The 24,604-nt window shown below is 37.2% G+C and carries 17 protein-coding genes, 2 tRNA genes, 2 rRNA genes and 2 pseudogenes; 21 read left to right on the forward strand and 2 right to left on the reverse strand.

All coding sequences use genetic code 11. The features are described from left to right. The 17 genes and pseudogenes from rrf (HNR69_RS09800) to HNR69_RS09055 form a co-directional block, all read left to right on the forward strand. Positions 1 to 86 (forward strand): 5S ribosomal RNA (rrf, locus tag HNR69_RS09800); the annotation flags it as partial. Between the two features lie 55 nt (positions 87 to 141). Beyond that, positions 142 to 257: ribosomal RNA gene (gene rrf / locus HNR69_RS08985) — 5S ribosomal RNA — on the forward strand. Positions 258 to 269: 12 nt separating this feature from the next. Continuing rightward, a tRNA-Asp gene (locus tag HNR69_RS08990) sits at positions 270 to 346 on the forward strand. A 14-nt stretch (positions 347 to 360) separates the two neighbouring features. Next, positions 361 to 436: transfer RNA gene (locus HNR69_RS08995), tRNA-Trp, on the forward strand. Positions 437 to 635: 199 nt separating this feature from the next. Continuing rightward, positions 636 to 1,043 (forward strand): annotated as a pseudogene (locus HNR69_RS09710) (EamA family transporter); the annotation flags it as partial. Positions 1,044 to 1,082: 39 nt separating this feature from the next. After that, complete coding sequence (locus HNR69_RS09715; protein WP_281727473.1) at positions 1,083 to 1,505, forward strand: DMT family transporter; 423 nt, start codon at positions 1,083 to 1,085, stop codon at positions 1,503 to 1,505. Between the two features lie 233 nt (positions 1,506 to 1,738). Beyond that, positions 1,739 to 3,073 carry an anaerobic C4-dicarboxylate transporter gene (locus HNR69_RS09005; protein WP_075294084.1) on the forward strand — a complete coding sequence of 445 codons (1,335 nt, stop codon included), beginning with the start codon at positions 1,739 to 1,741 and terminating at the stop codon, positions 3,071 to 3,073. Between the two features lie 503 nt (positions 3,074 to 3,576). Further along, entirely contained in the window at positions 3,577 to 7,605 is a 4,029-nt protein-coding gene (rpoB, locus tag HNR69_RS09010; RefSeq protein ID WP_075294085.1) for a DNA-directed RNA polymerase subunit beta, read from the forward strand. Between the two features lie 90 nt (positions 7,606 to 7,695). Continuing rightward, on the forward strand, positions 7,696 to 11,958 hold the full coding sequence (gene rpoC / locus HNR69_RS09015; protein ID WP_011609710.1) for a DNA-directed RNA polymerase subunit beta': 4,263 nt from the start codon (positions 7,696 to 7,698) through the stop codon (positions 11,956 to 11,958). Between the two features lie 336 nt (positions 11,959 to 12,294). Next, a complete protein-coding gene (alsR, locus tag HNR69_RS09020) occupies positions 12,295 to 13,146 on the forward strand; it encodes a transcriptional repressor AlsR (protein ID WP_075294086.1) in 852 nt (283 codons plus the stop codon). 193 nt (positions 13,147 to 13,339) lie between these two features. After that, positions 13,340 to 14,275: a D-allose transporter substrate-binding protein gene (alsB, locus tag HNR69_RS09025; protein WP_075294087.1), complete on the forward strand. Its 936-nt coding sequence runs from the start codon at positions 13,340 to 13,342 to the stop codon at positions 14,273 to 14,275. Between the two features lie 47 nt (positions 14,276 to 14,322). Continuing rightward, a complete protein-coding gene (gene alsA, locus HNR69_RS09030; protein ID WP_075294088.1) occupies positions 14,323 to 15,858 on the forward strand; it encodes a D-allose ABC transporter ATP-binding protein AlsA in 1,536 nt (511 codons plus the stop codon). Next, positions 15,858 to 16,808 (forward strand): D-allose ABC transporter permease, encoded by a 951-nt coding sequence (alsC, locus tag HNR69_RS09035; protein WP_075294089.1) that lies wholly within the window; start codon positions 15,858 to 15,860, stop codon positions 16,806 to 16,808. The genes alsA and alsC overlap by 1 nt, the downstream gene beginning before the upstream one ends. 17 nt (positions 16,809 to 16,825) lie before the next feature. After that, a complete protein-coding gene (gene alsE / locus HNR69_RS09040) occupies positions 16,826 to 17,512 on the forward strand; it encodes a D-allulose 6-phosphate 3-epimerase (RefSeq protein ID WP_012341392.1) in 687 nt (228 codons plus the stop codon). Next, positions 17,512 to 18,402 carry an allose kinase gene (gene alsK / locus HNR69_RS09045; RefSeq protein ID WP_075294090.1) on the forward strand — a complete coding sequence of 297 codons (891 nt, stop codon included), beginning with the start codon at positions 17,512 to 17,514 and terminating at the stop codon, positions 18,400 to 18,402. The genes alsE and alsK overlap by 1 nt, the downstream gene beginning before the upstream one ends. Then, a complete protein-coding gene (gene rpiB, locus HNR69_RS09050) occupies positions 18,402 to 18,875 on the forward strand; it encodes a ribose 5-phosphate isomerase B (protein ID WP_075294091.1) in 474 nt (157 codons plus the stop codon). Before alsK ends, rpiB begins: the two co-directional genes overlap by 1 nt. Positions 18,876 to 18,932: 57 nt before the next feature. Continuing rightward, positions 18,933 to 19,170 (forward strand): annotated as a pseudogene (locus HNR69_RS09055) (IS607 family transposase); the annotation flags it as partial. 210 nt (positions 19,171 to 19,380) lie between these two features. Here HNR69_RS09055 and hslU read toward each other — a convergent pair. Then, positions 19,381 to 20,712, reverse strand: a complete 1,332-nt coding sequence (hslU, locus tag HNR69_RS09060) for an ATP-dependent protease ATPase subunit HslU (protein WP_012341395.1) — start codon at positions 20,710 to 20,712, stop codon at positions 19,381 to 19,383. A 17-nt stretch (positions 20,713 to 20,729) separates the two neighbouring features. Beyond that, a complete protein-coding gene (hslV, locus tag HNR69_RS09065; protein ID WP_011609687.1) occupies positions 20,730 to 21,257 on the reverse strand; it encodes an ATP-dependent protease subunit HslV in 528 nt (175 codons plus the stop codon). Between the two features lie 286 nt (positions 21,258 to 21,543). Between hslV and hemE the strand changes: the two genes are divergently transcribed. From hemE to HNR69_RS09085, 4 genes are all read left to right on the forward strand, one after another. Next, on the forward strand, positions 21,544 to 22,608 hold the full coding sequence (gene hemE / locus HNR69_RS09070) for a uroporphyrinogen decarboxylase (protein ID WP_075294092.1): 1,065 nt from the start codon (positions 21,544 to 21,546) through the stop codon (positions 22,606 to 22,608). Positions 22,609 to 22,624: 16 nt separating this feature from the next. Continuing rightward, the gene (locus tag HNR69_RS09075; RefSeq protein ID WP_075294103.1) at positions 22,625 to 23,215 is read left to right on the forward strand and encodes a YjaG family protein; all 591 of its coding nucleotides are present in this window, start codon (positions 22,625 to 22,627) and stop codon (positions 23,213 to 23,215) included. Between the two features lie 158 nt (positions 23,216 to 23,373). Then, the gene (hbs, locus tag HNR69_RS09080; protein ID WP_012341398.1) at positions 23,374 to 23,649 is read left to right on the forward strand and encodes a non-specific DNA-binding protein Hbs; all 276 of its coding nucleotides are present in this window, start codon (positions 23,374 to 23,376) and stop codon (positions 23,647 to 23,649) included. Positions 23,650 to 23,804: 155 nt separating this feature from the next. Then, positions 23,805 to 24,587: a DeoR/GlpR family DNA-binding transcription regulator gene (locus tag HNR69_RS09085; RefSeq protein WP_075294093.1), complete on the forward strand. Its 783-nt coding sequence runs from the start codon at positions 23,805 to 23,807 to the stop codon at positions 24,585 to 24,587. Positions 24,588 to 24,604: the final 17 nt, after the last annotated feature.

A 24,604-nucleotide genomic window follows, 5' to 3' on the forward strand; every position in this document is an offset into this window, starting at 1 on the left:
GACACCATGCCGAACTCAGAAGTGAAACGCTGTAACGCCGATGGTAGTGTGGGGATTCCCCATGTGAGAGTAGGGCACCGCCAAGTTTTTTATGAGTTTATTTTGTTAGTTTATTTATATTAGTAAGCTAACAAAATAAATTTTGGCAGTCATAGTGCAATGGAACCACCTAACTCCTTGCCGAACTTAGAAGTGAAACGTTGTTACGCCGATGGTAGTGTGGGGATTCCCCATGTGAGAGTAGGTCACTGCCAAATATCAAATTTAGCGGAGTGGTAGTTCAGCTGGTTAGAATACCTGCCTGTCACGCAGGGGGTCGCGGGTTCGAGTCCCGTCCATTCCGCCAATTTATATCTGTTTAGGGGCGTAGTTCAATTGGTAGAGCACCGGTCTCCAAAACCGGGTGTTGGGAGTTCGATCCTCTCCGCCCCTGCCATGTTTTCCTTAGTCATATATTTCATTAAAATTTTGCATCTCATATCTTTTCATAATTTCAAAAATGCAATATTCTATTACAAGACGAAGAATATGCAGCAGTTAATAGAAATTTTGGTGGCATTTTCTTATCAAAAAACTCAGTAAAATCTATGTGGAGACAATTGTGGGAAATAAAATCTTAAAAGGGATTTTTTTTTGCTCTATCCGCCGCTGCGTTGAATAGTAGTATTGGAATTTTTAGCAAAAATTTATTAGAGCAGAACCTAAATATTCAATCTATTGCCTTTTTTAAAACAATTATCGCTTTTGCTATGATCAGTCTGGTGTTAAGTCGCTCATCATGGCAAGAACAGAAAAATCAAATAAAACCTTTTGCAAAAAATACAGTGAACCTACTTTTCCAAATAGCTATTTGCGCATTTCTGGGGATTTTTACCTTATTTTTCTTTGAAACCACTGCTTATCAGTATGGCCATGCCGCTAATGTGGTAGTCGTACTAATGGCCACTGCTGCCGTATCCTCCCTGCTCGGAGGGGCTATATTATTGTCAGAGCCATTGAAGGTTTCCGCTATTGCTGGCACTTGTTTTGCCGTATCTGGCGTATTTATCATTTCTTGGTCGGGCTCTAGTCAATGGCTATCTATTCTATATGCCATTCTTGCAGGTAGTGGCTACGGTTTATTTTCCGTACTCATCAAAAAATTTAATTTAAATGGTGGCATACCATTAACACGATTATTGATGATGTTTGGAGCACTATATTTGTTCTATCCATTTGTCACACATTTTCAACATATAGAAATCCAGTGGAATACGACCGTCATACTCAATCTTGTTGCACTTGCTTTACTACCCACGCTGATTGGTTTTTACTGCACAACCAAGGCGTTAGTTTATCTCAGTGCATCGAAAGTACAGGTAACTGAACTGTCAGAACCTATCTTCACTATGGTACTGGCATGGCTACTACTCAATGAAGTTCCAAATCAAACTTTCTTTTTAGGTGCGTTTTGTATTGTGTTAGGCATTGCGTTGATCAATCAAATGTTGCAATTCAAAAAGTGAGAAGTGAGTTCTAACAGGTTATGTACGCTATGTGTAGGGTATTTTGATGGGTATGAGTTTTATATTTAATCGATACGATTTTTAGGCGAGCTGAAAACTCATTTTTATACTTACTTCCTTTCTTTTCTACAAATTTAATTATTTTTTGTATTATTTAAATAAATTAATTGAGTGATTTCAAAAAATAAGTATGATAGCCGGAGTTTTTTGTTTATCTCTTTTAGGGAGCTTTTATGCTTTATTTGGAATTTTTATTTTTACTTTTAATGCTTTATGTAGGAAGTCGCTATGGCGGTATTGGATTAGGTGTTGTATCCGGTATTGGCTTAGCTATAGAGGTCTTTATCTTCCGTATGCCAGTAGGTAAGGCACCAATTGATGTTATGCTAATTATCCTTGCTGTTGTGACTTGTGCGTCGGTACTTGAGGCAGCGGGCGGTTTGAAATTTATGCTACAAATGGCTGAACGTGTATTACGTAGCAATCCTAAGCGTGTAACTATCCTTGGACCTTTAGTAACATATTTTATGACATTTATGCTCGGTACAGGGCATTCTGTTTACTCTATTATGCCAATTATTGGTGATGTAGCACTAAAAAATAATATTCGTCCGGAACGACCTATGGCTGCAGCATCTGTTGCATCTCAACTTGCAATTACATCTAGTCCATTATCAGCGGCTGTTGTTTTTTATCTTGGGAAAATCACCGCACTTCCAGGATTTGAGCATATTACCTTATTAGATATTATTTGTGTTACTGTACCTGCGACATTGGCAGGAACTATTGCATTGTCACTTTATAGTTTACGCCGTGGTAAAGAGCTTGAATATGACAAGGAATATCAACGTCGTTTACAGGATCCTATTTGGCGTGAGCGTATTTTAAATACAACTAGTACAACTTTAAATGAAGTATTACCGCCAGCAGCTAAGCAGTCGGTATATTTATTTTTACTCTCGTTAGTTGTGATTGTAATGATCGCAATGTTTCCTGAAATTCGTACTATCGGTAGTGCTTCTAAACCTATTTCAATGTCATTAATTATTCAAATGATGATGCTATGTTTTGGCGGTATTACCTTGTTGGTTACAAAAACTAATCCGCAAATTGTACCGAACGGTGTTGTATTTAAATCAGGAATGGTTGCAGCAATTGCTATTTTTGGTATTGCCTGGATGAGTGACACTTATTTTCAGTATGCAATGCCACAATTTAAGGCAGGTATTGTAGATATGGTGAAAGCCTATCCATGGACTTTTGCTTTGGCACTATTTGCTGTTTCAGTTGTTATTAATAGCCAAGCAGCAACAGCGGTTATGATGTTACCTGTTGGAATTGAATTAGGTTTATCTCCAGCATTATTAGTTGGTCTGATGGCGGCAACATATGCTTATTTCTTTATTCCTAATTATCCATCAGATATTGCAACGGTGAATTTTGATGTGACAGGTACAACGAAAATTGGTAAATATTACTTTAACCATAGCTTTATGGCTCCAGGTTTAATAGGCGTTTTTACGGCTTGTGTGGTTGGCTACCTCATTGCACAAGTTGTGATTCGTTAAGTTCATCAAATAAAAAGTGCGGTTTAAAACCGCACTCATACCATTAAGAGTTTGATACGAGAGATATTCCGTAAAAAGCAACATCACTCGGCATTGTGAGGTAACTTTTTTGCTTTGGTTGTTTGCTAATTTGTACTTCACGTAATTCTTTGACATGGGCATAGAGATGTTTTTAGAATAAAACCTCATTCAATCGTCAAATGTATCTTGCTAAAAACTATTTGGAATGATAGAATCTCAAGCCATTTTAGTAAATTGCTGATAGTTTTATACTCTCAGCAATTTACATTTTTTAAATACACCGTTTGATTGCAAAAGAGTTAGGCTAAATCAAACTATTAGCTTAATGCAATCCGCACATCAGAAGTAAGGTTCAGAGGGCGGTACCTAGCAAACGGGTTCAAGCATTGATATAAAATTTATTATAAAATCGACCGCACTTTATGTTGTCGAACTGAATTTTATATTGAATCGGTCTCACTAATATTTACAGAGGAACCCAAATGGTTTACTCCTATACCGAAAAAAAGCGTATTCGTAAAAGCTTCGGCAAACGTCCGCAAGTTTTAAATGTACCTTATTTATTAACAATTCAACTTGACTCTTTTGATAAATTTATCCAAAGAGATCCTGACGGTCAACAAGGTTTAGAAGCTGCATTCCGTTCTATATTTCCTATTGTCAGTAACAATGGTAATACAGAATTGCAGTATGTCAGTTATCAATTAGGAGAACCTGTTTTTGATGTAAGAGAATGTCAAATTCGAGGTACTACTTATGCTGCATCATTACGTGTAAAATTACGCCTTGTTAGCTACGATAAAGATGCGGCATCCGGCACGATAAAAGACATAAAAGAACAAGAAGTTTATATGGGAGAAATCCCATTGATGACCAGTAATGGTACTTTTGTCATCAATGGTACTGAGCGTGTTGTTGTATCACAATTACATCGGAGTCCAGGTGTATTTTTTGATAGTGACAAAGGAAAAACCCATTCATCAGGCAAAGTACTTTATAATGCACGAATTATTCCTTATCGTGGTTCATGGTTGGATTTTGAATTTGATCCGAAAGATAATTTATATGCTCGTATTGACCGTCGTCGTAAATTACCGGCTACTATTATTTTACGTGCATTAAATTACACTACCGAAGAAATTTTGGATTTATTCTTTGATAAGGTTTCGTTTGAGATCAAAGATAATAAATTACTAATGACTTTAGTTCCTGAAAGATTGCGAGGTGAAACCGCATCTTTTGATATTGAAGCGAATGGTAAAGTGTATATTGAGCGTGGTCGCCGTATTACCGCTCGTCATATTAAAGCATTAGAAAAAGATAAGATTACACAAGTTGAAGTACCGACAGAATATATCGTAGGTAAAGTTTCAGCTAAAGATTATGTTGATTTAACAACAGGTGAGATTATTTGTCCGGCAAATATGGAAATTTCGTTAGAATTGTTAGAGAAATTATCACAAGCCGGTTATAAAAACATTGAAACTTTATTTACCAACGACCTAGATTTTGGTCCGTACATATCTGAAACATTACGTGTTGATCCATCCTATGATCGTCTAAGTGCATTAGTTGAAATTTATCGTATGATGCGTCCGGGGGAGCCACCAACAAAAGAGGCGGCAGAAGGTTTATTTGATAACTTATTTTTCTCTTCCGAACGTTATGATTTGTCAGCTGTAGGTCGCATGAAATTCAACCGCTCTTTGGGCATTGAAGATACTACAGGTAGCGGTACATTGAGCAAAGAAGATATTGTTAATGTAATGCGTAAATTGATTGACATTCGTAATGGGCGTGGTGAAGTAGATGATATTGACCACTTAGGTAATCGTCGTATTCGTTCAGTGGGTGAAATGGCTGAAAATCAATTCCGCATTGGTTTAGTCCGTGTAGAAAGAGCGGTAAAAGAACGTCTTTCTTTGGGCGATTTAGAGTCGGTTACACCACAAGATTTAATTAATGCTAAACCTATTTCAGCAGCAGTAAAAGAGTTCTTTGGCTCTTCACAACTTTCTCAATTCATGGATCAAAATAATCCGTTATCAGAAGTTACTCATAAACGTCGTATTTCTGCATTAGGTCCGGGTGGTTTAACACGTGAACGTGCCGGCTTTGAGGTTCGAGATGTTCATGCAACGCACTATGGTCGAGTTTGTCCAATTGAAACCCCTGAGGGACCAAACATTGGTTTGATTAACTCGCTATCTGTTTATGCACGTACTAATGATTATGGTTTCTTAGAAACACCATATCGCAAAGTGGTAAACGGTCAAGTCACAGAAGAAATTGAATATTTATCTGCGATTGAAGAAGGAAAATATGTTATTGCTCAGGCAAACTCAAACCTTGACAATGAGCTTCGTTTTACTGATGCCTTTGTAACTTGTCGTGGTGAGCATGGTGAGTCCGGATTATATCGACCGGAAGAAATTCATTATATGGACGTTTCAACTCAACAAGTTGTGTCCGTTGCTGCAGCACTTATCCCATTCCTTGAACATGACGATGCAAACCGTGCATTAATGGGTGCAAACATGCAACGTCAAGCAGTTCCAACCTTACGTGCTGATAAACCGTTGGTGGGAACAGGAATGGAAAAACCTGTAGCACTGGACTCCGGTGTAGCGGTGGTGGCAAAACGTGGAGGTACTATCCAATATGTTGATGCTTCTCGTATTGTTGTAAAAGTCAATGAAGATGAAACTATTGCGGGTGAAGCGGGGATTGATATTTACAACTTAATTAAATATACCCGTTCAAACCAGAATACTTGTATTAACCAAATTCCTTGTGTGCAATTGGGAGAACCGATTGAACGTGGTGAAATCTTAGCTGATGGACCATCAACGGATCTCGGAGAACTTGCACTTGGTCAAAATATGCGTGTCGCATTCATGCCTTGGAATGGTTATAACTTTGAAGACTCAATGTTAGTGTCTGAGCGTGTGGTACAGGAAGATCGTTTCACTACTATTCATATTCAAGAATTATCTTGTGTGGCACGAGATACTAAATTAGGTTCTGAAGAAATTACCGCCGATATTCCAAATGTAGGTGAAGCTGCGTTAAGTAAACTTGATGAATCAGGGATTGTTTACATCGGTGCTGAGGTTAAAGGTGGAGATATTCTTGTCGGTAAAGTAACACCTAAAGGCGAAACCCAATTAACTCCGGAAGAAAAACTGCTACGTGCTATTTTTGGTGAAAAAGCATCTGATGTTAAAGACTCTTCCTTGCGTGTACCTAACGGCACATCAGGTACAGTCATTGATGTTCAAGTCTTCACTCGTGATGGTGTTGAAAAAGATAAACGTGCATTAGAAATTGAAGAAATGCAATTAAAACAGGCTAAAAAAGATCTTGTAGAGGAATTAGAGATTTTAGAAGCCGGTTTGTTTGCTCGAGTACGTAATTTACTTCTTTCCGGTGGTTTCAATGATAAACAATTGGAAAACTTAGACCGCACTCAATGGTTAGAGCAGACTTTAGCTGATGAAGAGAAACAAAATCAATTAGAGCAACTTGCTGAACAATACGAAGAGTTACGTAAAGATTTCGAACATAAACTTGAAATTAAGCGTAGTAAAATTATCCAAGGTGATGATTTAGCCCCGGGAGTATTGAAAGTTGTCAAAGTTTATCTTGCAGTAAAACGTCAAATTCAACCAGGTGATAAAATGGCGGGTCGTCATGGTAACAAAGGGGTTATCTCGAAAATTAACCCTGTTGAAGATATGCCATACGATGAAAACGGTCAACCTGTTGATATTGTCTTGAACCCGTTAGGGGTACCATCCCGTATGAATATCGGTCAGATTTTAGAAACTCATTTGGGACTGGCAGCTAAAGGCATTGGTGATCAAATCAACGCAATGATAAAACAAAAACAAGATGTTGAAAAATTACGTGGCTATATCCAAAAAGCTTATGATTTAGGAGATGGTTCACAAAAAGTTGATCTTTCGACCTTTACCGACGAAGAAGTATTGCGTTTAGCAAAAAACTTGCGTAAAGGTATGCCATTAGCAACGCCGGTATTTGACGGTGCGCATGAGAAAGAAATCAAAGCGTTATTAGAATTAGGTGGGTTACCAACTTCCGGTCAAATTACCCTGTTTGATGGTCGTACAGGTGAAAAATTTGAACGTCCTGTAACGGTAGGTTATATGTATATGCTGAAATTGAACCATTTAGTTGATGATAAAATGCATGCTCGTTCAACAGGTTCATATAGTCTTGTTACTCAGCAGCCACTTGGTGGTAAAGCACAGTTTGGTGGTCAACGTTTCGGTGAGATGGAAGTATGGGCACTGGAAGCATATGGTGCGGCCTATACATTACAAGAAATGTTAACAGTGAAATCCGATGATGTGAATGGTCGTACGAAGATGTATAAAAACATCGTTGGAGGCACACACCAAATGGATCCAGGTACGCCAGAATCTTTCAATGTAATCATGAAGGAAATTCGTTCATTAGGTATCAACATTGATCTTGATGAAGAGTAATGGGTAACCACAAAAATACGCCCAAGTGCGGTGGGATTTATAAAAGTTTTAACCGCACTTGAATAATTTTAACTCCGATAGGAGCAAATCGTGAAAGACTTAGTTAAGTTTTTAAAAGCACAATCAAAAACCTCTGAAGATTTTGATGTTATTAAAATTGGTTTAGCATCACCGGATATGATCCGTTCTTGGTCATATGGTGAGGTTAAGAAGCCTGAAACAATTAACTACCGTACATTCAAACCTGAGCGTGACGGTCTTTTCTGTGCCCGTATTTTTGGACCGGTAAAAGATTATGAGTGTCTATGCGGAAAATACAAGCGTTTGAAACACCGTGGAGTGATTTGTGAAAAATGCGGTGTTGAAGTAACACAAGCCAAAGTACGCCGTGAACGCATGGGGCATATTGAGCTTGCCTCACCTGTTGCACATATTTGGTTCTTAAAATCATTACCGTCCCGTATTGGTTTATTGTTGGATATGCCACTACGTGATATTGAGCGTGTACTTTATTTTGAATCTTACATTGTTATTGAACCGGGAATGACTGATCTTGAGAGAGGTCAATTATTAACGGAAGAACAATTCTTAGACGCAGAAGATCGTTGGCAGGATGAGTTTGATGCAAAAATGGGTGCAGAAGCAATTCAAGCCTTGTTACGTGATATGGATTTAGAAGTTGAATGTGAAACATTACGTGAAGAATTGCAATCAACGAATTCTGAAACTAAACGTAAGAAAATTACAAAACGTTTGAAATTGTTAGAATCTTTTATCCAGTCAGGCAATAAGCCGGAGTGGATGGTGATGACAGTATTACCTGTTTTACCACCGGATCTACGCCCATTAGTACCTCTTGACGGAGGGCGTTTTGCAACATCCGATTTGAATGATTTATATCGTCGTGTAATCAATCGTAACAACCGTTTAAAACGCCTATTAGATTTAATTGCACCGGATATTATCGTTCGTAACGAAAAACGTATGTTACAAGAGTCAGTTGATGCGTTATTAGATAATGGTCGTCGTGGTCGTGCAATCACCGGTTCAAATCGTCGTCCGCTAAAATCTCTTGCGGATATGATTAAAGGTAAGCAAGGTCGTTTCCGTCAGAATTTATTAGGGAAACGTGTTGATTACTCAGGTCGTTCCGTCATTACAGTTGGTCCATACTTGCACTTACATCAATGCGGATTGCCGAAAAAAATGGCATTGGAATTATTCCGTCCATTTATCTACGCTAAATTAGAAAGTCGTGGCTTTGCAACGACTATTAAAGCTGCGAAAAAAATGGTTGAGCGTGAAGATGCTATTGTTTGGGATATTCTTGCCGATGTTATTCGTGAACACCCAATTTTGCTCAACCGTGCACCAACATTACACCGTTTAGGTATCCAAGCATTTGAGCCAATTCTTATTGAGGGAAAAGCTATTCAGTTGCACCCGCTGGTTTGTGCGGCATTTAATGCTGACTTCGATGGTGACCAAATGGCTGTACACGTTCCATTGACATTAGAAGCTCAATTGGAAGCTCGTGCATTGATGATGTCCACAAACAACATTTTATCCCCGGCGAATGGTGAGCCGATTATTGTTCCTTCACAAGACGTTGTATTAGGTCTCTACTATATGACACGTGATAAAGTCAACGGTAAAGGCGAGGGAATGTTATTACAAGATTCACGTGAAGCAGAAAAAGCCTATCGTACAGGTCAAGCTGAATTGCATTCTCGTGTAAAAGTGCGTATTACTGAATATGTTAAAAATGCAATTGGTGAATTTGAACCTCAAACACATTTAGTCGATACTACAATTGGTCGTGCAATTTTATGGATGATTGCACCAAAAGGCATGCCATTTAGTTTATTCAACCAAACTTTAGGTAAAAAAGCGATTTCTAAATTAATCAACGAAAGTTATCGTCGTCTAGGATTGAAAGAGAGTGTATTGTTTGCTGACCATATTATGTATACCGGTTTTGCTTATGCTGCACGTTCCGGTTCATCTGTTGGTATTGATGACATGGTTATTCCTCAGAAAAAATATGAAATTATTTCTGCTGCGGAAGAAGAGGTTGCTGAAATTCAAGAACAATTCCAATCCGGTCTTGTAACAGCTGGTGAACGCTATAACAAAGTAATTGATATTTGGGCTGCGGCAAACGAACGTGTTGCTAAAGCGATGATGGAAAATCTTTCGCAAGAAGAGGTTATCAATCGTGAAGGGCAGCCGGAAAAACAAGCCTCATTCAATAGCATCTTTATGATGGCAGATTCTGGTGCTCGTGGTTCTGCGGCACAGATTCGTCAGTTAGCGGGGATGCGTGGTCTAATGGCACGTCCGGATGGCTCAATCATTGAAACACCGATTACAGCAAATTTCCGTGAGGGTTTAAATGTATTACAGTACTTTATTTCAACCCACGGGGCACGTAAAGGACTTGCGGATACAGCATTAAAAACCGCTAACTCAGGTTATCTAACCCGTCGTTTAGTTGATGTTGCACAGGACTTAGTGATTATCGAAGATGACTGTGGTACACATGAAGGAATCGTAATGACTCCACTTATCGAGGGTGGCGATGTAAAAGAAGCATTACGTGATCGTGTATTAGGTCGTGTAGCGGCAGAAGATATTTTAAAACCAGGCACAAACGAAGTGTTAATTTCTCGTAATACCTTATTAGATGAAAAACTTTGTGATGTCATTGATGAAAATTCTGTTGATAGCATCAAAGTGCGGTCTGTTGTAACTTGCGATACTGATTTTGGTGTGTGTGCAAAATGTTACGGACGTGATTTAGCACGTGGACATTTGATTAATCAAGGTGAAGCTGTCGGTGTTATTGCTGCTCAATCAATCGGTGAACCGGGTACACAGTTAACCATGCGTACATTCCATATCGGTGGTGCGGCATCTGCTGCGGCAAAAGAATCTAGTGTTCAAGTTAAAAATACCGGTACATTACGTTTAACAAATGTTAAATTCGTAACGAATAAAGAAGGGAAGTTAGTTTTAACTTCACGTAACACTGAGTTGACAATTATTGATACATTCGGAAGAACAAAAGAGCATTATAAAGTACCTTATGGTGCGGTATTAAACCATGCTGATGGTGAAGAAGTTACGGCAGGTGAAACCGTGGCTAATTGGGATCCTCATACAATGCCTGTTATTTCTGAAGTCAGTGGTTTTGTGAAGTTTGTGGAGATTGTTGATGGACTAACGGTAACTCGCCAAACCGATGAATTGACAGGGTTATCTTCAATCGTAGTTCAAGATGTAGGTGAACGTGCAACAGCAGGGAAAGATTTACGTCCGGCATTAAAACTGGTTGACGCTCAAGGTAACGATATTTTTATCCCAGGCACCGATGTTATGGCACAATATTTCTTACCGGGTAAAGCAATTGTTACCTTAGATGATGGTGCGGAAGTCTTTGTTGGTGAACCATTGGCTCGTATTCCACAAGAGTCTGTAGGAACAAAAGATATTACCGGTGGTCTTCCTCGTGTAGCAGATTTATTTGAAGCACGTAAACCAAAAGAACCGGCAATTTTAGCTGAAATTTCTGGTATCGTGTCTTTCGGTAAAGAAACCAAAGGTAAACGTCGTTTGTTAATTACACCGATGGAAGGTGAAACATACGAAGAAATGATTCCAAAATGGCGTCAATTGAACGTATTTGAAGGTGAGTTGGTGCAACGTGGTGATTTAATTTCTGATGGTGCAGAAACACCACATGATATTTTACGTTTACGTGGTGTACATGCCGTAACAGATTATATCGTTAATGAAGTTCAAGAAGTTTACCGCTTACAAGGGGTAAAAATTAACGATAAACATATTGAAGTTATCGTACGTCAAATGTTACGCAAAGCGATTATCACTAATGCTTATGACTCTGAATTCTTAGAGGGAGAGCAGGTTGAAGTCGCTAGAGTTAAAATTGTCAACCGTAAACGTGCCGAGGAAGGTAAGCCACTTGTAGAATTCGAACGTGAATTATTAGGGATTACTAAAGCGTCGTTGGCAACGGAATCCTTTATTTCAGCGGCTTCGTTCCAAGAAACAACTCGTGTTCTAACTGAAGCGGCAGTTGCAGGTAAACGTGATGAATTGCGTGGCTTAAAAGAAAACGTGATTGTTGGTCGCTTAATTCCTGCTGGTACAGGTTTTGCATATCACCAAAACCGCCAAAAAAATCGATTGGTAGGTGGTATGGAAAATACGACTGAGGTTAAATTATCTGCAGTTGATGAGGAAGAAATTGCTTCTGAATTTACCTTTTCAGCAGAAGATGCAACAGCAAATTTGGCAGAGATGCTAAATATGGCAGATGATGCAGAATAATAAGTAGCTTGGTACAAAATATTTAATTTTAAAAACCGATATTTATGTTTGTAAATATCGGTTTTATTGTTTAGATAATAAAGTACATGCAACATTATTAAAACCGAAAATCTGTGTCATATTCAATGATCACGACTATTGTTCAAAATTTTCTGTAATATAGAGGAAACGGATAAACTTCATTTTTAAAGGATTTGCTGAAAGGTATTTTGTATGAAAAAAGCTTTCAACAGTGTGAAATGCCTGCTATAACTTTTGTAATTTTCGTTTCCGTTTTATACAATATTCAGCAACATAAATGTCTTCAAGTAATTAACCTTAATAGTGGAACACCTCATGGAAAAAAGCTTATCCCTTATTCCTAATATCAGAATGAAACGCGAAGGAATGACAAATACGGAAAAACGAGTAGTTGACTGGTTATTAGATGCAACTAAATTTAATAAATCCACAGCATTGAATGCTATTGCAAATGATCTTGACGTATCTGAGGCTTTAATTGTAAAAGTTGCAAAATTACTCGGTTTCTCCGGTTTTCGTGATTTAAGAAAACAAATCACTACTTCTTTTGAAGAAAATCAATTAGATACATTTGAACTTTCCAGTCAAGATACGCCTCAAGATCTTGTAGATAAGGTTTTTAATGTCTCTTTACAAACAATCTCTGAAGGCAAGGCGATTTTAAATTCCAAAGTCATTTCTGAAGCTGCAAAATGCTTTTTTAATGCTCAAAATAGAGATCTGTATGCTGCTGGTGGTTCAAATACAATCTGCGATGATATTGAACATAAATTCTTGCGTATCGGAATTCGCTGTAATACCTATCGAGATATTCATTTAATGATGATGTCAGCCTCATTACTCACTGAAAATGATGTGATCTTAGTGGTTTCTCATTCGGGTAAAACAACCGATTTGTTAAAAGTTGTCTATGAAGCTAAAAAAAATGGAGCAAAAATCATCTGCATCACACATAGTGATATTTCTCCTATTGCTGTTATTTCGGATTTTGTAATTTGTACGCCCGCACCAGATACCCCATTGCTGGGAAAAAATGCTTCAGCAAGGATTTTACAACTTATTTTAGTTGATGCCTTCTTTGTCTCTGTAGCTCAACAAAATATTCACTTATCTGAAATGAACTTAGAGAAGACATTTACTGCAACAAAATACTTCAGAAAAAAATAGCTTCCTTCCATTAAAAAGGTCCTTTTTAGCATCAAAAACTTTACAATATTTTAATATTTGTGAAGTTGATCACTTTTTTACCCCTTTTGATAAAGTATAATTATAAAAAAATAAATAAAAATTATAAAAATATGAAGTTTCATCATTTTTTATAATTTTTAGTTTTCTATTAACCTACATAAGGAGTAATTTCATGAAAAGGTTCAAAACACTAAAATCCTGTTTGGCTATACTTGGCTTAGTTTGCTCTGTTTCGGTTTATTCTGCTGAATATGCCGTAATACTTAAAACGCTTTCAAATCCTTTTTGGGTAGCAATGAAAGAAGGGATTGAAAATGAGGCAAAAGTACTGGGAGTAGATGTAGATATTTTTGCTTCACCATCTGAAGGAGATTATCAATCACAACTTCAATTATTCGAAGATTTAATCAATAAGAATTATAAAGGTATCGCTTTTGCTCCACTTTCTCCTGCAAATCTTGTTATGCCTGCTGCCAAAGCCTATCGGAAAGGTATTTATCTTGTGAATTTAGATGAAAAAATCGATATTAAAAATTTACAAAAGGCAAAAGGCAATGTAGAGGCATTTATCACAACAGATAACGTAGCTGTAGGTGGAAAGGCTGCTCAATTTATAGTAGATAAATTAGGTTCTGAAGGAGGCGAAGTTGCCATTATTGAAGGAAAAGCAGGCAATGCTTCGGGTGAAGCTCGTCGTCGTGGAGCAAGAGAAGTTTTTGTTAAAAGTTCGAGCATTAAATTAGTTGCTAGTCAACCTGCAGATTGGGATCGTATTAAAGCACTGGATGTAGCAACCAATGTACTATCAAGAAATCCAAATCTAAAAGCCTTTTATGTCGCAAATGATACGATGGCAATGGGGGTAGCACAAGCTGTTATTAATGCTGGGAAACAAGGTAAAATTTTAGTTGTGGGTACCGATGGAGTTCCTGAAGCAAGAAAAATGGTTAGCGAAAGAAAACTCACTGCCACTATCGCTCAAGATCCGGCAATGATTGGTGCAAAAGGGTTGAAACTGCTTGTTGATGCAGCGAGAGCAGGAAAACAAATACCTGTTGATTTTGAGCCAAAAATTGAAACTGTTGATTCAATATTAATTTCTCAATAATACGGAAGTATGTGGGGATTTTAATCTCCACATAGGAGTGTTTTTCTATGGCAATCCCATTAATACAAATGAAAAATATCTCAAAAAGTTTTGGTGTTGTTCAGGCATTAAAAAATGTCAATCTTGATATTTATACGAATGAAATTCACGCATTACTGGGTGAGAATGGAGCGGGTAAATCAACTTTAATGAAAGTCTTATCAGGATTGCATATGCCTTCCTCTGGTTCAATTATCATTAAAGATAAAGAATATGATCATTTAGATCACAAAATCGCAACAGAACTTGGAATTGGGATTATTTATCAAGAATTAAGTTTAATTGATGAATTAAGCGTACTTGAAAATCTTTATATCGGTCGTTTACCAACAAAAAAATTTTGGGGTATTCCCATTGTTGATTGGTCAAAAATGCGTTCTCAAGCGTCTATTATTTTATTAAGACTAGGAATTAAAGTTGACTTAGATGAGAAAGTAGGAAATTTATCTATTTCTTACAAGCAAATGATTGAAATTGCTAAAGTTCTTATTTCAGATGTAAAAATCATCATTATGGATGAACCTACCTCATCATTGACTAACTCAGAAATTGATTACTTATTTTTCATTATGAATCAATTACGTAATGATGGAAAAGCGATTATCTACATTTCTCATAAAATGAATGAAATTCGCCAAATTTGTGACCGTTATACAATTCTTAAGGACGGAAGTAGTGTGGCTTCCGGTATGATAAAAGAAATCAGTAATCAAGAGATTATCCGCTTGATGGTAGGACGTGATATAGAATCTCGGTTTATCAGCAGACAACATACTGTGAGTAATGAGGTTATTTTTGAAGTTAAAAATCTTACAGGTAAAAAATTTAAACAAGTCAATAATGTTTCATTTTCCTTAAAAAAAGGGGAGATTTTAGGCTTTGCCGGTTTAGTTGGTGCAGGTCGTACGGAGTTGATGAACTGTATCTTTGGCATTGATAAACGCATTTCTGGGGAAATTTATTTAAACGGTAAAAAGATTACACCGTCATCACCATTAGAAGCAGTGAAAAAAGGTATGGCGTATATCACAGAAAGCAGGCGTGAGAATGGCTTTTTTTCCAATTTTTCTATCAAGCAAAATATTGCTGTTTCAAAAAGTTTAAAAGATGGTGGTTATAAAGGTGCGGTGGGAATTTTTTCTCCTTCAAAGGAAGCCAAACTTGCACAACAGCAACAAGATCTTTTATCCATAAAATGTGCGTCCATTGAGCAAAATATTACGGAGCTGTCAGGTGGTAACCAACAAAAAGTTATTATCGGAAAATGGATTGTTTGTGATCCTGAAGTATTAATTTTTGATGAACCGACTAGAGGTATTGATATAGGGGCAAAAACAGAAATTTATAAAATTATGCGTAAATTAGCAGAACAGGGAAAAGCTATTTTGATGGTCTCTTCCGAACTTCCCGAAATTATGTCTGTATGTGATCGCATTGTGGTATTCCGAGAAGGAGCTATTTCCTCTATTTTAGAGAATACTAAAGCGTTAACAGAAGAAACTATTATGCGTTGGGCTTTACCAGAGACAAAAGAGGTAAATTAATGATGAATACAGGTAAATTTAATTTTTCGCAATTTTGGGATAAATACGGCACATTCTTTATTCTTGCTGTTATTGTCCTTATCTTTGGATCTATATCCAGCCAATATTTTTTGAAAGCCAGTAATATTCAGCAAATTTTTGTTCAAAGCTCGGTAACAGTCCTAATTGGAATGGGGGAATTTTTCGCTATATTGATAGCTGGTATTGATTTGTCTGTTGGTGCTATTTTAGCTCTTTCGGGGATGGTGACAGCACAGTTAATGATTATAGGGATAGATCCTCTTGTTGCCTCTATTATTGGTGGCATTCTAGTGGGAGGTGGACTTGGTGCTATTAATGGTGCGTTAGTCAATTACACAGGCTTACATCCTTTTATTATTACATTAGGCACAAATGCCATTTTTAGAGGTATTACACTCGTCATTTCAGATGCCAATTCGATTTACGGCTTTTCTTTTGAGTTTGTTGATTTTTTTGCTCAGGATATTTTCTTCATTCCTGTACCGGTTATATTCGTTGTGGTTATTGCTATTCTACTTTGGTTCGTTACAACTAAAACACGATTAGGTCGTAATATCTATGCGTTAGGTGGAAATAAAGAATCAGCATATTATTCCGGAATTGATGTCAAGTTTCACACTATGGCGGTCTTTATTATTTCAGGTATCTGTGCCGGTCTTGCCGGTGTTGTTTCTACGGCTCGATTAGGTGCAGCAGAACCGTTGGCTGGGGTAGGTTTTGAAACTTATGCGATAGCAAGTGCGATTATCGGCGGAACCAGTTTTTTCGGAGGAAAAGGACGTATTTTTGCTGTCGTTATTGGTGGCTTAATTATCGGTACGATCAATAACGGACTAAATATTTTACAAGTTCAAACTTACTATCAACTTGTGGTTATGGGTGGTTTAATCATCATCGCTGTCGCATTGGATAGATTAATTAGTCGTTAATTTTTTGAGGTAACATCATGAAAGTTTTTATTTCACCATCACTCATGTGCATGGATCTTACTAAATTCAAAGAACAGATTGAATTTTTGGATCAAAAAGTAGCTTATTTTCATATTGATATTATGGACGGTCATTATGTACCTAACTTAACTCTTTCACCATTTTTTGTCAGTCAAGTTAAAAAACTCGCTACGAAACCATTGGATTGCCATCTTATGGTAACTAACCCAGAAAATTATATTGATGATTTGGCTAAAGCTGGTTGCGACATGATCACTTTGCATGTAGAAACCATTTCAGGACAAGCATTTAGACTTATTGAAAAGATCCGGTATTTAGAAATGAAAGTCGGCATCATTTTTAATCCTGAAACGCCAATTGAAAAAGCAAAATATTATTTATCTAAAGCCGATAAAGTTACGATATTGACGGTCGATCCTGGATTTGCAGGTCAATCATTTATTCCTGAAATGTTAGAAAAAGTGGCGGAACTTAAATTATTCCGAGAAACTCATCAATTAAATTATGAAATTGAAATCGATGGCTCCTGCAACCCGAAGACTTATGAAATGCTTATTAAGGCAGGTGCGGATGTGCTTATAGTAGGAAGTTCAGGTCTTTTCAATAATTCAGATAATATTGTTGAGGCTTGGGATATGCTTGAAAAAGAGATAGAAAGAATATTAAGTAAAGGAATGTTGTAATGAAGAAAGTATTTGTTGGTATTGATATGGGGGCAACGCACATTCGCATTTGTGTGATGGATGAGCATCATCAAATTCTTTCTACTGATAAAAGGAAAACATTAGAAGTACTCAAAAATCAACCGCTCTATGGACTAACAACATTTTGTAAAGAATTTACAACTGACTTTATTATTCAACGAATTGTTATAGGACTTCCTGCAGCAGTTTCATTGGATAGAAAAGAAATTCTTTCTGTACCTAACTTATCTCTTTCTAAACAAGAACTAGACGGACTTGTTCCAATGTTAGAGCAATATTTTCATTGTGACGTACAATTGGAAAGAGATGTTAATTTACAATTGATCTACGATGTTAATGATTATCAACGGAATAATAAGTTAGTGATAGGTGTTTATCTAGGCACTGGGATGGGTTTTTCAATATGGAACCAAGGAAAGCTATTTATTGGAGGGCATGGTGTAGCGGGTGAACTTGGACACATTCCTTACGGTGATGAACATCTTCAATGCGGGTGTGGCAATATGGGATGTTTGGAAACTAACTGTTCAGGGACTGCACTAAGAAAATGGTATGATAAACAACAAGCAAATTATCCATTAGAGCAACTTTTTGATAGAGCAATTCAAGAGAAATTCATTCAAAATTATCTTATCAAAGTCGCTAAAGCAATTAGTACTGCGGTTAATTTATTTGATCCTCATACTTTGATTTTGGGCGGTGGCGTAATTGACATGCAAAAATTCCCATTTGAACAACTAAAAATATTGATCAGAAAACACCTGAGAAAACCATTACCTTACAATGAATTAGAAATATTAAAAGCTAAACCTTCCTCTATTAATGGGGCAATAGGCGGTGCTATTTACGCTATAAATCAGGAGAAATGATGAAAACAATCGCTATTGGTTCGGATCATATTGGTTTGGCTCTCAAAACCTTTTTAATTGAAAAATTAGAAAAACAGGGACATAACTTACTAGACTTAGGTGCTGTTTCACAAGAACGTACAGATTACCCTATTTACGCTGAAAAAGTTGCTTATGCTGTTAAGCAGAATGTAGCTGATGTTGGAATTTTAATCTGTGGAACAGGAGTTGGCATTTCTATTGCAGCAAATAAAATCTCAGGCATTCGATGTGCATTATGTTCAGATGAACTTACCGCACTAATGTGTCGTGAACATAACAACTGCAATATCATTGCATTTGGTGCCAATATTATATCTTCAGAAAAAGCGATATCCTTAGCAACACTTTGGCTGAATACGCCCTATGACGGAGGACGACATCAAAAACGCCTTGATATGATGGAAATGCTTGAAAAAACAGGAAGTTATTGTGGATTGGTTACTGAAAGATAAAATCTATAAAATAATATAAATATCTAAGAATATTTAAATTATGCTATAACCACACCTATGAATAAACTTTGCTCTATCGGACAAGCCAGTAAATTGCTAAGCGTAACTATTCAGACATTGCAAAACTGAGGTAGGAAAGACTGTTACAACCTGATGAGCTGACCAAAGGTAGTATCGCAGATATAAACTGGAAATGCTTAAAGCAATTAATCACAATATCGTGCTTAATCGAGATGATTTAAAAACCATTTCTTATGCAAGAGTAAGTAGCCACGCTCAGAAAGAAGATTTTGTTCTTATAGGTTTGTTTTCCTTGTGAATAATCTAACCAAATATTACTCGGATTTAATTTCTTTTTGAAGGCAAAAATTTTATTACAGCAGATACATTTAAAACGTTTTTTGGTGAGGCAATCTGTTATTAGAAAGGATTTAAAATGTTGAGATTTTGGGTATTTTCATGTAGGAATCCCCGCCCTTTTAGGACGGGAGGTGCTGAGTTTTAGTTATAGAATAAAGTGGCTTAAATCTTCGTTCTCCACGACATCACCTAATGCTCCGGTAACGTAATCACCGTCAATTATGACGTTTTGACCGCTCATTTCACTGGCATCAAAAGAGATCTTATCCATTAAGCGTTCCATAACGGTATGTAAACGGCGAGCTCCGATGTTCTCTGTTTTTTCATTGACTCTAAAGGCTGCTTCAGCGATTTTTTTCACCGCACTTTCAGTAAATTCAATATCAACCCCTTCGGTTGCCATCAGTGCTTGATATTGTTCGGTTAGGGACGCATTAGGTTCAGTTAAAATTCGTTCAAAATCCTTGGCAGTTAATGCGGAAAGTTCGACACGAATAGGTAAACGCCCTTGTAATTCGGGAATTAAATCTGACGGGCGAGCGACTTGGAATGCCCCTGATGCAATAAATAAAATGTGATCGGTTTTTACCATACCGTGTTTGGTATTGACTGTTGAGCCTTCCACTAATGGCAATAGATCTCGTTGTACGCCTTCACGAGATACATCAGCACCGCTGTATTCGCCTTTTTTGCAGATTTTGTCGATTTCGTCAATAAAGACAATTCCATTTTGTTCAACGGCATCAATGGCTTTTTGTTTTAATTCTTCAGGATTAATTAGTTTTGCCGCCTCGTCATCAATTAATGCTTTTAACGCATCTTTGATTTTCATTTTGCGTTTTTTAGTTTGACCGGAAGATAAATTCTGGAACATTGATTGCAATTGATTGGTCATTTCTTCCATACCGGGAGGTGCCATAATTTCAACGCCGATATTTGGTGCGGCAATGTCAATTTCAATTTCACGATCGTCCAATTGCCCCTCACGTAATTTCTTGCGAAAAATTTGGCGTGTGTTGGTATTGGTATCTCGTTCTTCAATTTGTCCCCATTGATCTTTCGCTGGGGGTAATAGGGTATCTAAAACTCGCTCTTCCGCCATTTCTTCAGCACGAAAACGATTTTTTTCAATTTCTGTTTGGCGTACAAGTTTCATGGCACTATCTGTTAAGTCACGGATAATTGAATCAACTTCTTTACCCACATAGCCTACTTCCGTAAATTTTGTTGCTTCAACTTTGATAAATGGTGCATTAGCTAATTTAGCCAGACGGCGGGCGATTTCTGTTTTACCTACGCCGGTAGGCCCTATCATTAAAATATTTTTTGGGGTGACTTCATGGCGTAAGGGTTCTTGTAGTTGCATTCTACGCCAGCGATTTCTTAAGGCAATAGCAACCGCTCTTTTGGCATCAGCTTGTCCAATGATATGTTGATCTAATTCAGAAACAATTTCACGAGGGGTCATTTCAGACATAATATATTCCTTGACAATTATTCGGATAATTCTTCGATAGTGTGGGTTAAATTGGTGAATACACAAATATCACCGGCAATTTTTAATGATTTTTCTACAATTTCACGTGCGGATAAATCCGTATTTTCGACTAATGCTCGTGCTGCAGATAATGCATAATTTCCGCCAGATCCGATCGCTAAAATTTGATCTTCTTCCGGTTGTACCACATCGCCATTACCGGTAATAATTAACGATTCTGTTTTATCAGCAACAATAAGCATTGCTTCTAAACGGCGTAATGCTCTGTCTGTACGCCATTCTTTAGCCAATTCCACCGCACTTTTTAACAAATGTCCTTGGTGCATTTCTAGCTTACGCTCAAAAAGTTCAAATAACGTGAAGGCATCTGCTGTACCACCGGCAAATCCTGTTAGAACCTTACCGTTGTATAGACGGCGGACTTTACGTGCATTGCCTTTCATTACTGTATTGCCGAGTGATACTTGTCCATCACCGCCAACCACGACTTGCCCTTTACGGCGAACGCTGACAATTGTAGTCATTTTTGATTCCTTAACTTTCTTTTCTTTTATCTGTCGCTATATGAGGATTAACTGTAACCTTTCAAGGATATATACAAAATAAAATTTTGATTTTTGTAGAGGGATAGAATTTAACATTCTTATTTGAAGTACTAAAGGAGCGATTGCATTGAAATTAATTGGACAATCGCCGAGATTATATTAACAATCTGTCGGATCAAGTCGCTAAATACAGAAAATCTCTTTATAATGACCGCACTTTTACCGCAAGTGCGGTTTCTTTTTACTATTTTTAAAGGAAGATAAAATGACGGTATTGAAAAATGATCGTTACTTGAAAGCGTTACTACGTGAACCTGTGGATATGACGCCCGTTTGGATGATGCGTCAAGCCGGACGTTATTTACCGGAATATAAAGCAACTCGTGCAAAAGCAGGGGATTTTATGTCCCTTTGCCGTAATGCCGATTTAGCTTGTGAAGTGACTTTGCAACCTTTACGTCGCTATGATCTGGATGCTGCTATTTTATTTTCGGATATTCTGACTATCCCTGATGCTATGGGGCTGGGATTGAGTTTTGGTGTGGGCGAAGGTCCTAAATTTGCACGACCAATTGATAACAAAAGTGCGGTACAAAATCTTCCGATTCCCGACCCTGAACAAGAGTTACAGTATGTGATGAATGCGGTACGTACTATTCGCCGTGAGTTAAAAGGTGAAGTTCCTCTTATCGGTTTTTCCGGAAGTCCTTGGACTTTAGCAACCTACATGGTTGAAGGCGGAAGCAGTAAAGCCTTTACTAAAATCAAAAAAATGATGTATTCCGAGCCAAAAATATTGCATCTGTTATTGGATAAGTTAGCAGACGCCGTGATACTTTATCTTAATGCACAAATTAACGCTGGCGTGCAGGCGGTGATGGTTTTCGATACGTGGGGCGGTGTATTGGGACATCGTGAATATTTGGATTTCTCATTGCAATATATGCACAAAATTGTTGATGGCTTAATTCGTGAAAATGACGGATATAAAGTGCCAGTTACTTTGTTTACGAAAGGTGGTGGTTTGTGGTTAGAGGCAATGGCAAGTACGGGGTGTGATGCACTAGGTTTAGATTGGACGGTAAATTTAGCAGAGGCAAAAGCACGAGTTGGGCATAAAGTTGCGTTACAAGGAAATATGGATCCTTCCGTATTATATGCTTCGCCTGCACGAATTGAGCAGGAAGTACAACAAATTCTTGCCGATTTTGGACAAGGTAGCGGACATGTGTTTAACTTAGGACATGGTATTCATCAAGATGTTCCGGAAATTAGTCCGAAGGTTTTTGTGGATGCTGTTCATCAATATTCAATATCCTATCATCAATAAAAGTGCGGTGAAAATAATGCGAAATCCTATTCATAAACGCTTAGAAAAATTTGAAAGTTGGAAAAATATCACATTTATGCTGTGTTTATGTGAACGTATGTACCCCAATTTTTATTTATTTTGTCAAATGACAGAGCAAATGGATAAAGCCAAAATATATCAAAATATTTTGAATTTAGTTTGGGAATATTTAACCGTTAAAAATGCCAAAATTAATTTTGAAAATCAGTTGGAAAAATTAGAAAATATTATTCCTGATGTGAATAATTATGAATTTTTTGGTGTTGTACCGGCATTAGATGCCTGTGAAGGCTTATCGGAATTATTGCATGCAATTATTGCTGGAGAAACACTGGAGAAAGCAATAAAAATAAGTCAATTGTCGTTGCAAACAGTGATAACTTTGCTGGAAACTCAGCAAGACAAAGCGTTTTCTGAAGCCGAGTTGAAGCAAAGTGAAGAAATTGAATTGGAATTGGATGTACAGTGGCAAATTTATCGTACGCTGAATGAGCATGAAGAAAGAGATATTAGACTGATTTTAGATTTAAAAAATGAGTTGAGAGAGAGCAGGTTGTCTAATATCGGTATAGAAATTGCTCAATAATGTGATTTAGTTATCAATTTTTACAGATATTACTTTTTTTTCTATAAAACTTAGATTATGCTTGACACCACTGTAGTTGCAGTAATTGTTGCCGCTGGAAGATGAGCTATCTTTTTCGGCACTTTTAAAAAAATTTAATATGAAGAAGGTACTAATTTATGAATAAGACAGACTTAATTGATGCGATCGCAGGCGCAGCAGAATTAAATAAAAAACAAGCAAAAGCGGCGTTAGAAGCAACCTTAGGTGCAATTGCCGGCAGTTTAAAAGCAGGTGAAGCTGTGCAGTTAATCGGTTTTGGTACATTTAAAGTTAACGAGCGTAAGGCTCGTACCGGTCGTAACCCACAAACCGGTGCAGAAATCCAAATTGCAGCATCAAAAGTACCGGCATTTGTAGCAGGTAAAGCGTTAAAAGACTCGGTAAATAGCTAAGTTATTTTTCTCTATCTACTTTAAACCTCGCATTTGCGAGGTTTTTTGTTATCTTATTTTTTCTCTACCTCTACCTTTCTTTCTAAATCAAAACGTATTTACAATTCTTTTTTTTTATGTAAAATTCGAAACGAAATTTAAATTATGGTTTTTTTATGAAACGAAACTTTTATCCTAGGAATACCGAACAGCGTCGTCAAGTGATAATGCAGTTACTGCAAGACAAGGGAGAGATTAGTGTTGAGCAGCTAGTGCAGTATTTTAATACATCTGAAGTGACTATTCGCAAGGATCTTAGTGCATTAGAAAGTACTGGTTTTTTATTACGTAAGTACGGAGGAGCAGTTTTAATACCGCAAGAGCTATTGGAAGCAAATCACGAAGAATTACTTTCTAATCGAAAGTTAGCTATTGCAAAAGCAGCTGCGGAACGTATTGCTGATAACAACAGAATTATTATAGATAGCGGTAGTACAACAGCCGCACTTATTAAGCAATTAAATAATAAACAAGGCTTAGTTGTTATGACTAATTCTTTATCTGTTGCGAATCAATTACGATCTTTGGAGCATGCACCTACATTATTAATGACCGGTGGTACATGGGATACCGGATCTGAATCATTTCAAGGCAAAGTAGCTGAACAAGTATTGTATTCTTATAACTTTGATCAATTATTTATTGGTGCAGATGGTATTGATTTAGCTAGAGGAACGACAACGTTTAATGAACTTGTTGGGTTAAGTCAGGTCATGGCAGAGGTTGCTCAAGAAGTTATTGTCATGGTGGAGTCACAAAAAATTGGTAGAAAAATGCCTAATTTAGAATTAACTTGGCAGCAAATTGATGTATTGATTACCGATGAGCTATTGAGTGATAAAGTTAAAAAGCAAATTGAATTACTTGGCGTAGAAGTAGTCTGCGTAAGTGCGGTATAAATTTTTTTATTTTAAGG

This window comes from Histophilus somni (assembly GCF_014202395.1).
Taxonomy (GTDB): Bacteria; Pseudomonadota; Gammaproteobacteria; order Enterobacterales; family Pasteurellaceae; genus Histophilus; species Histophilus somni.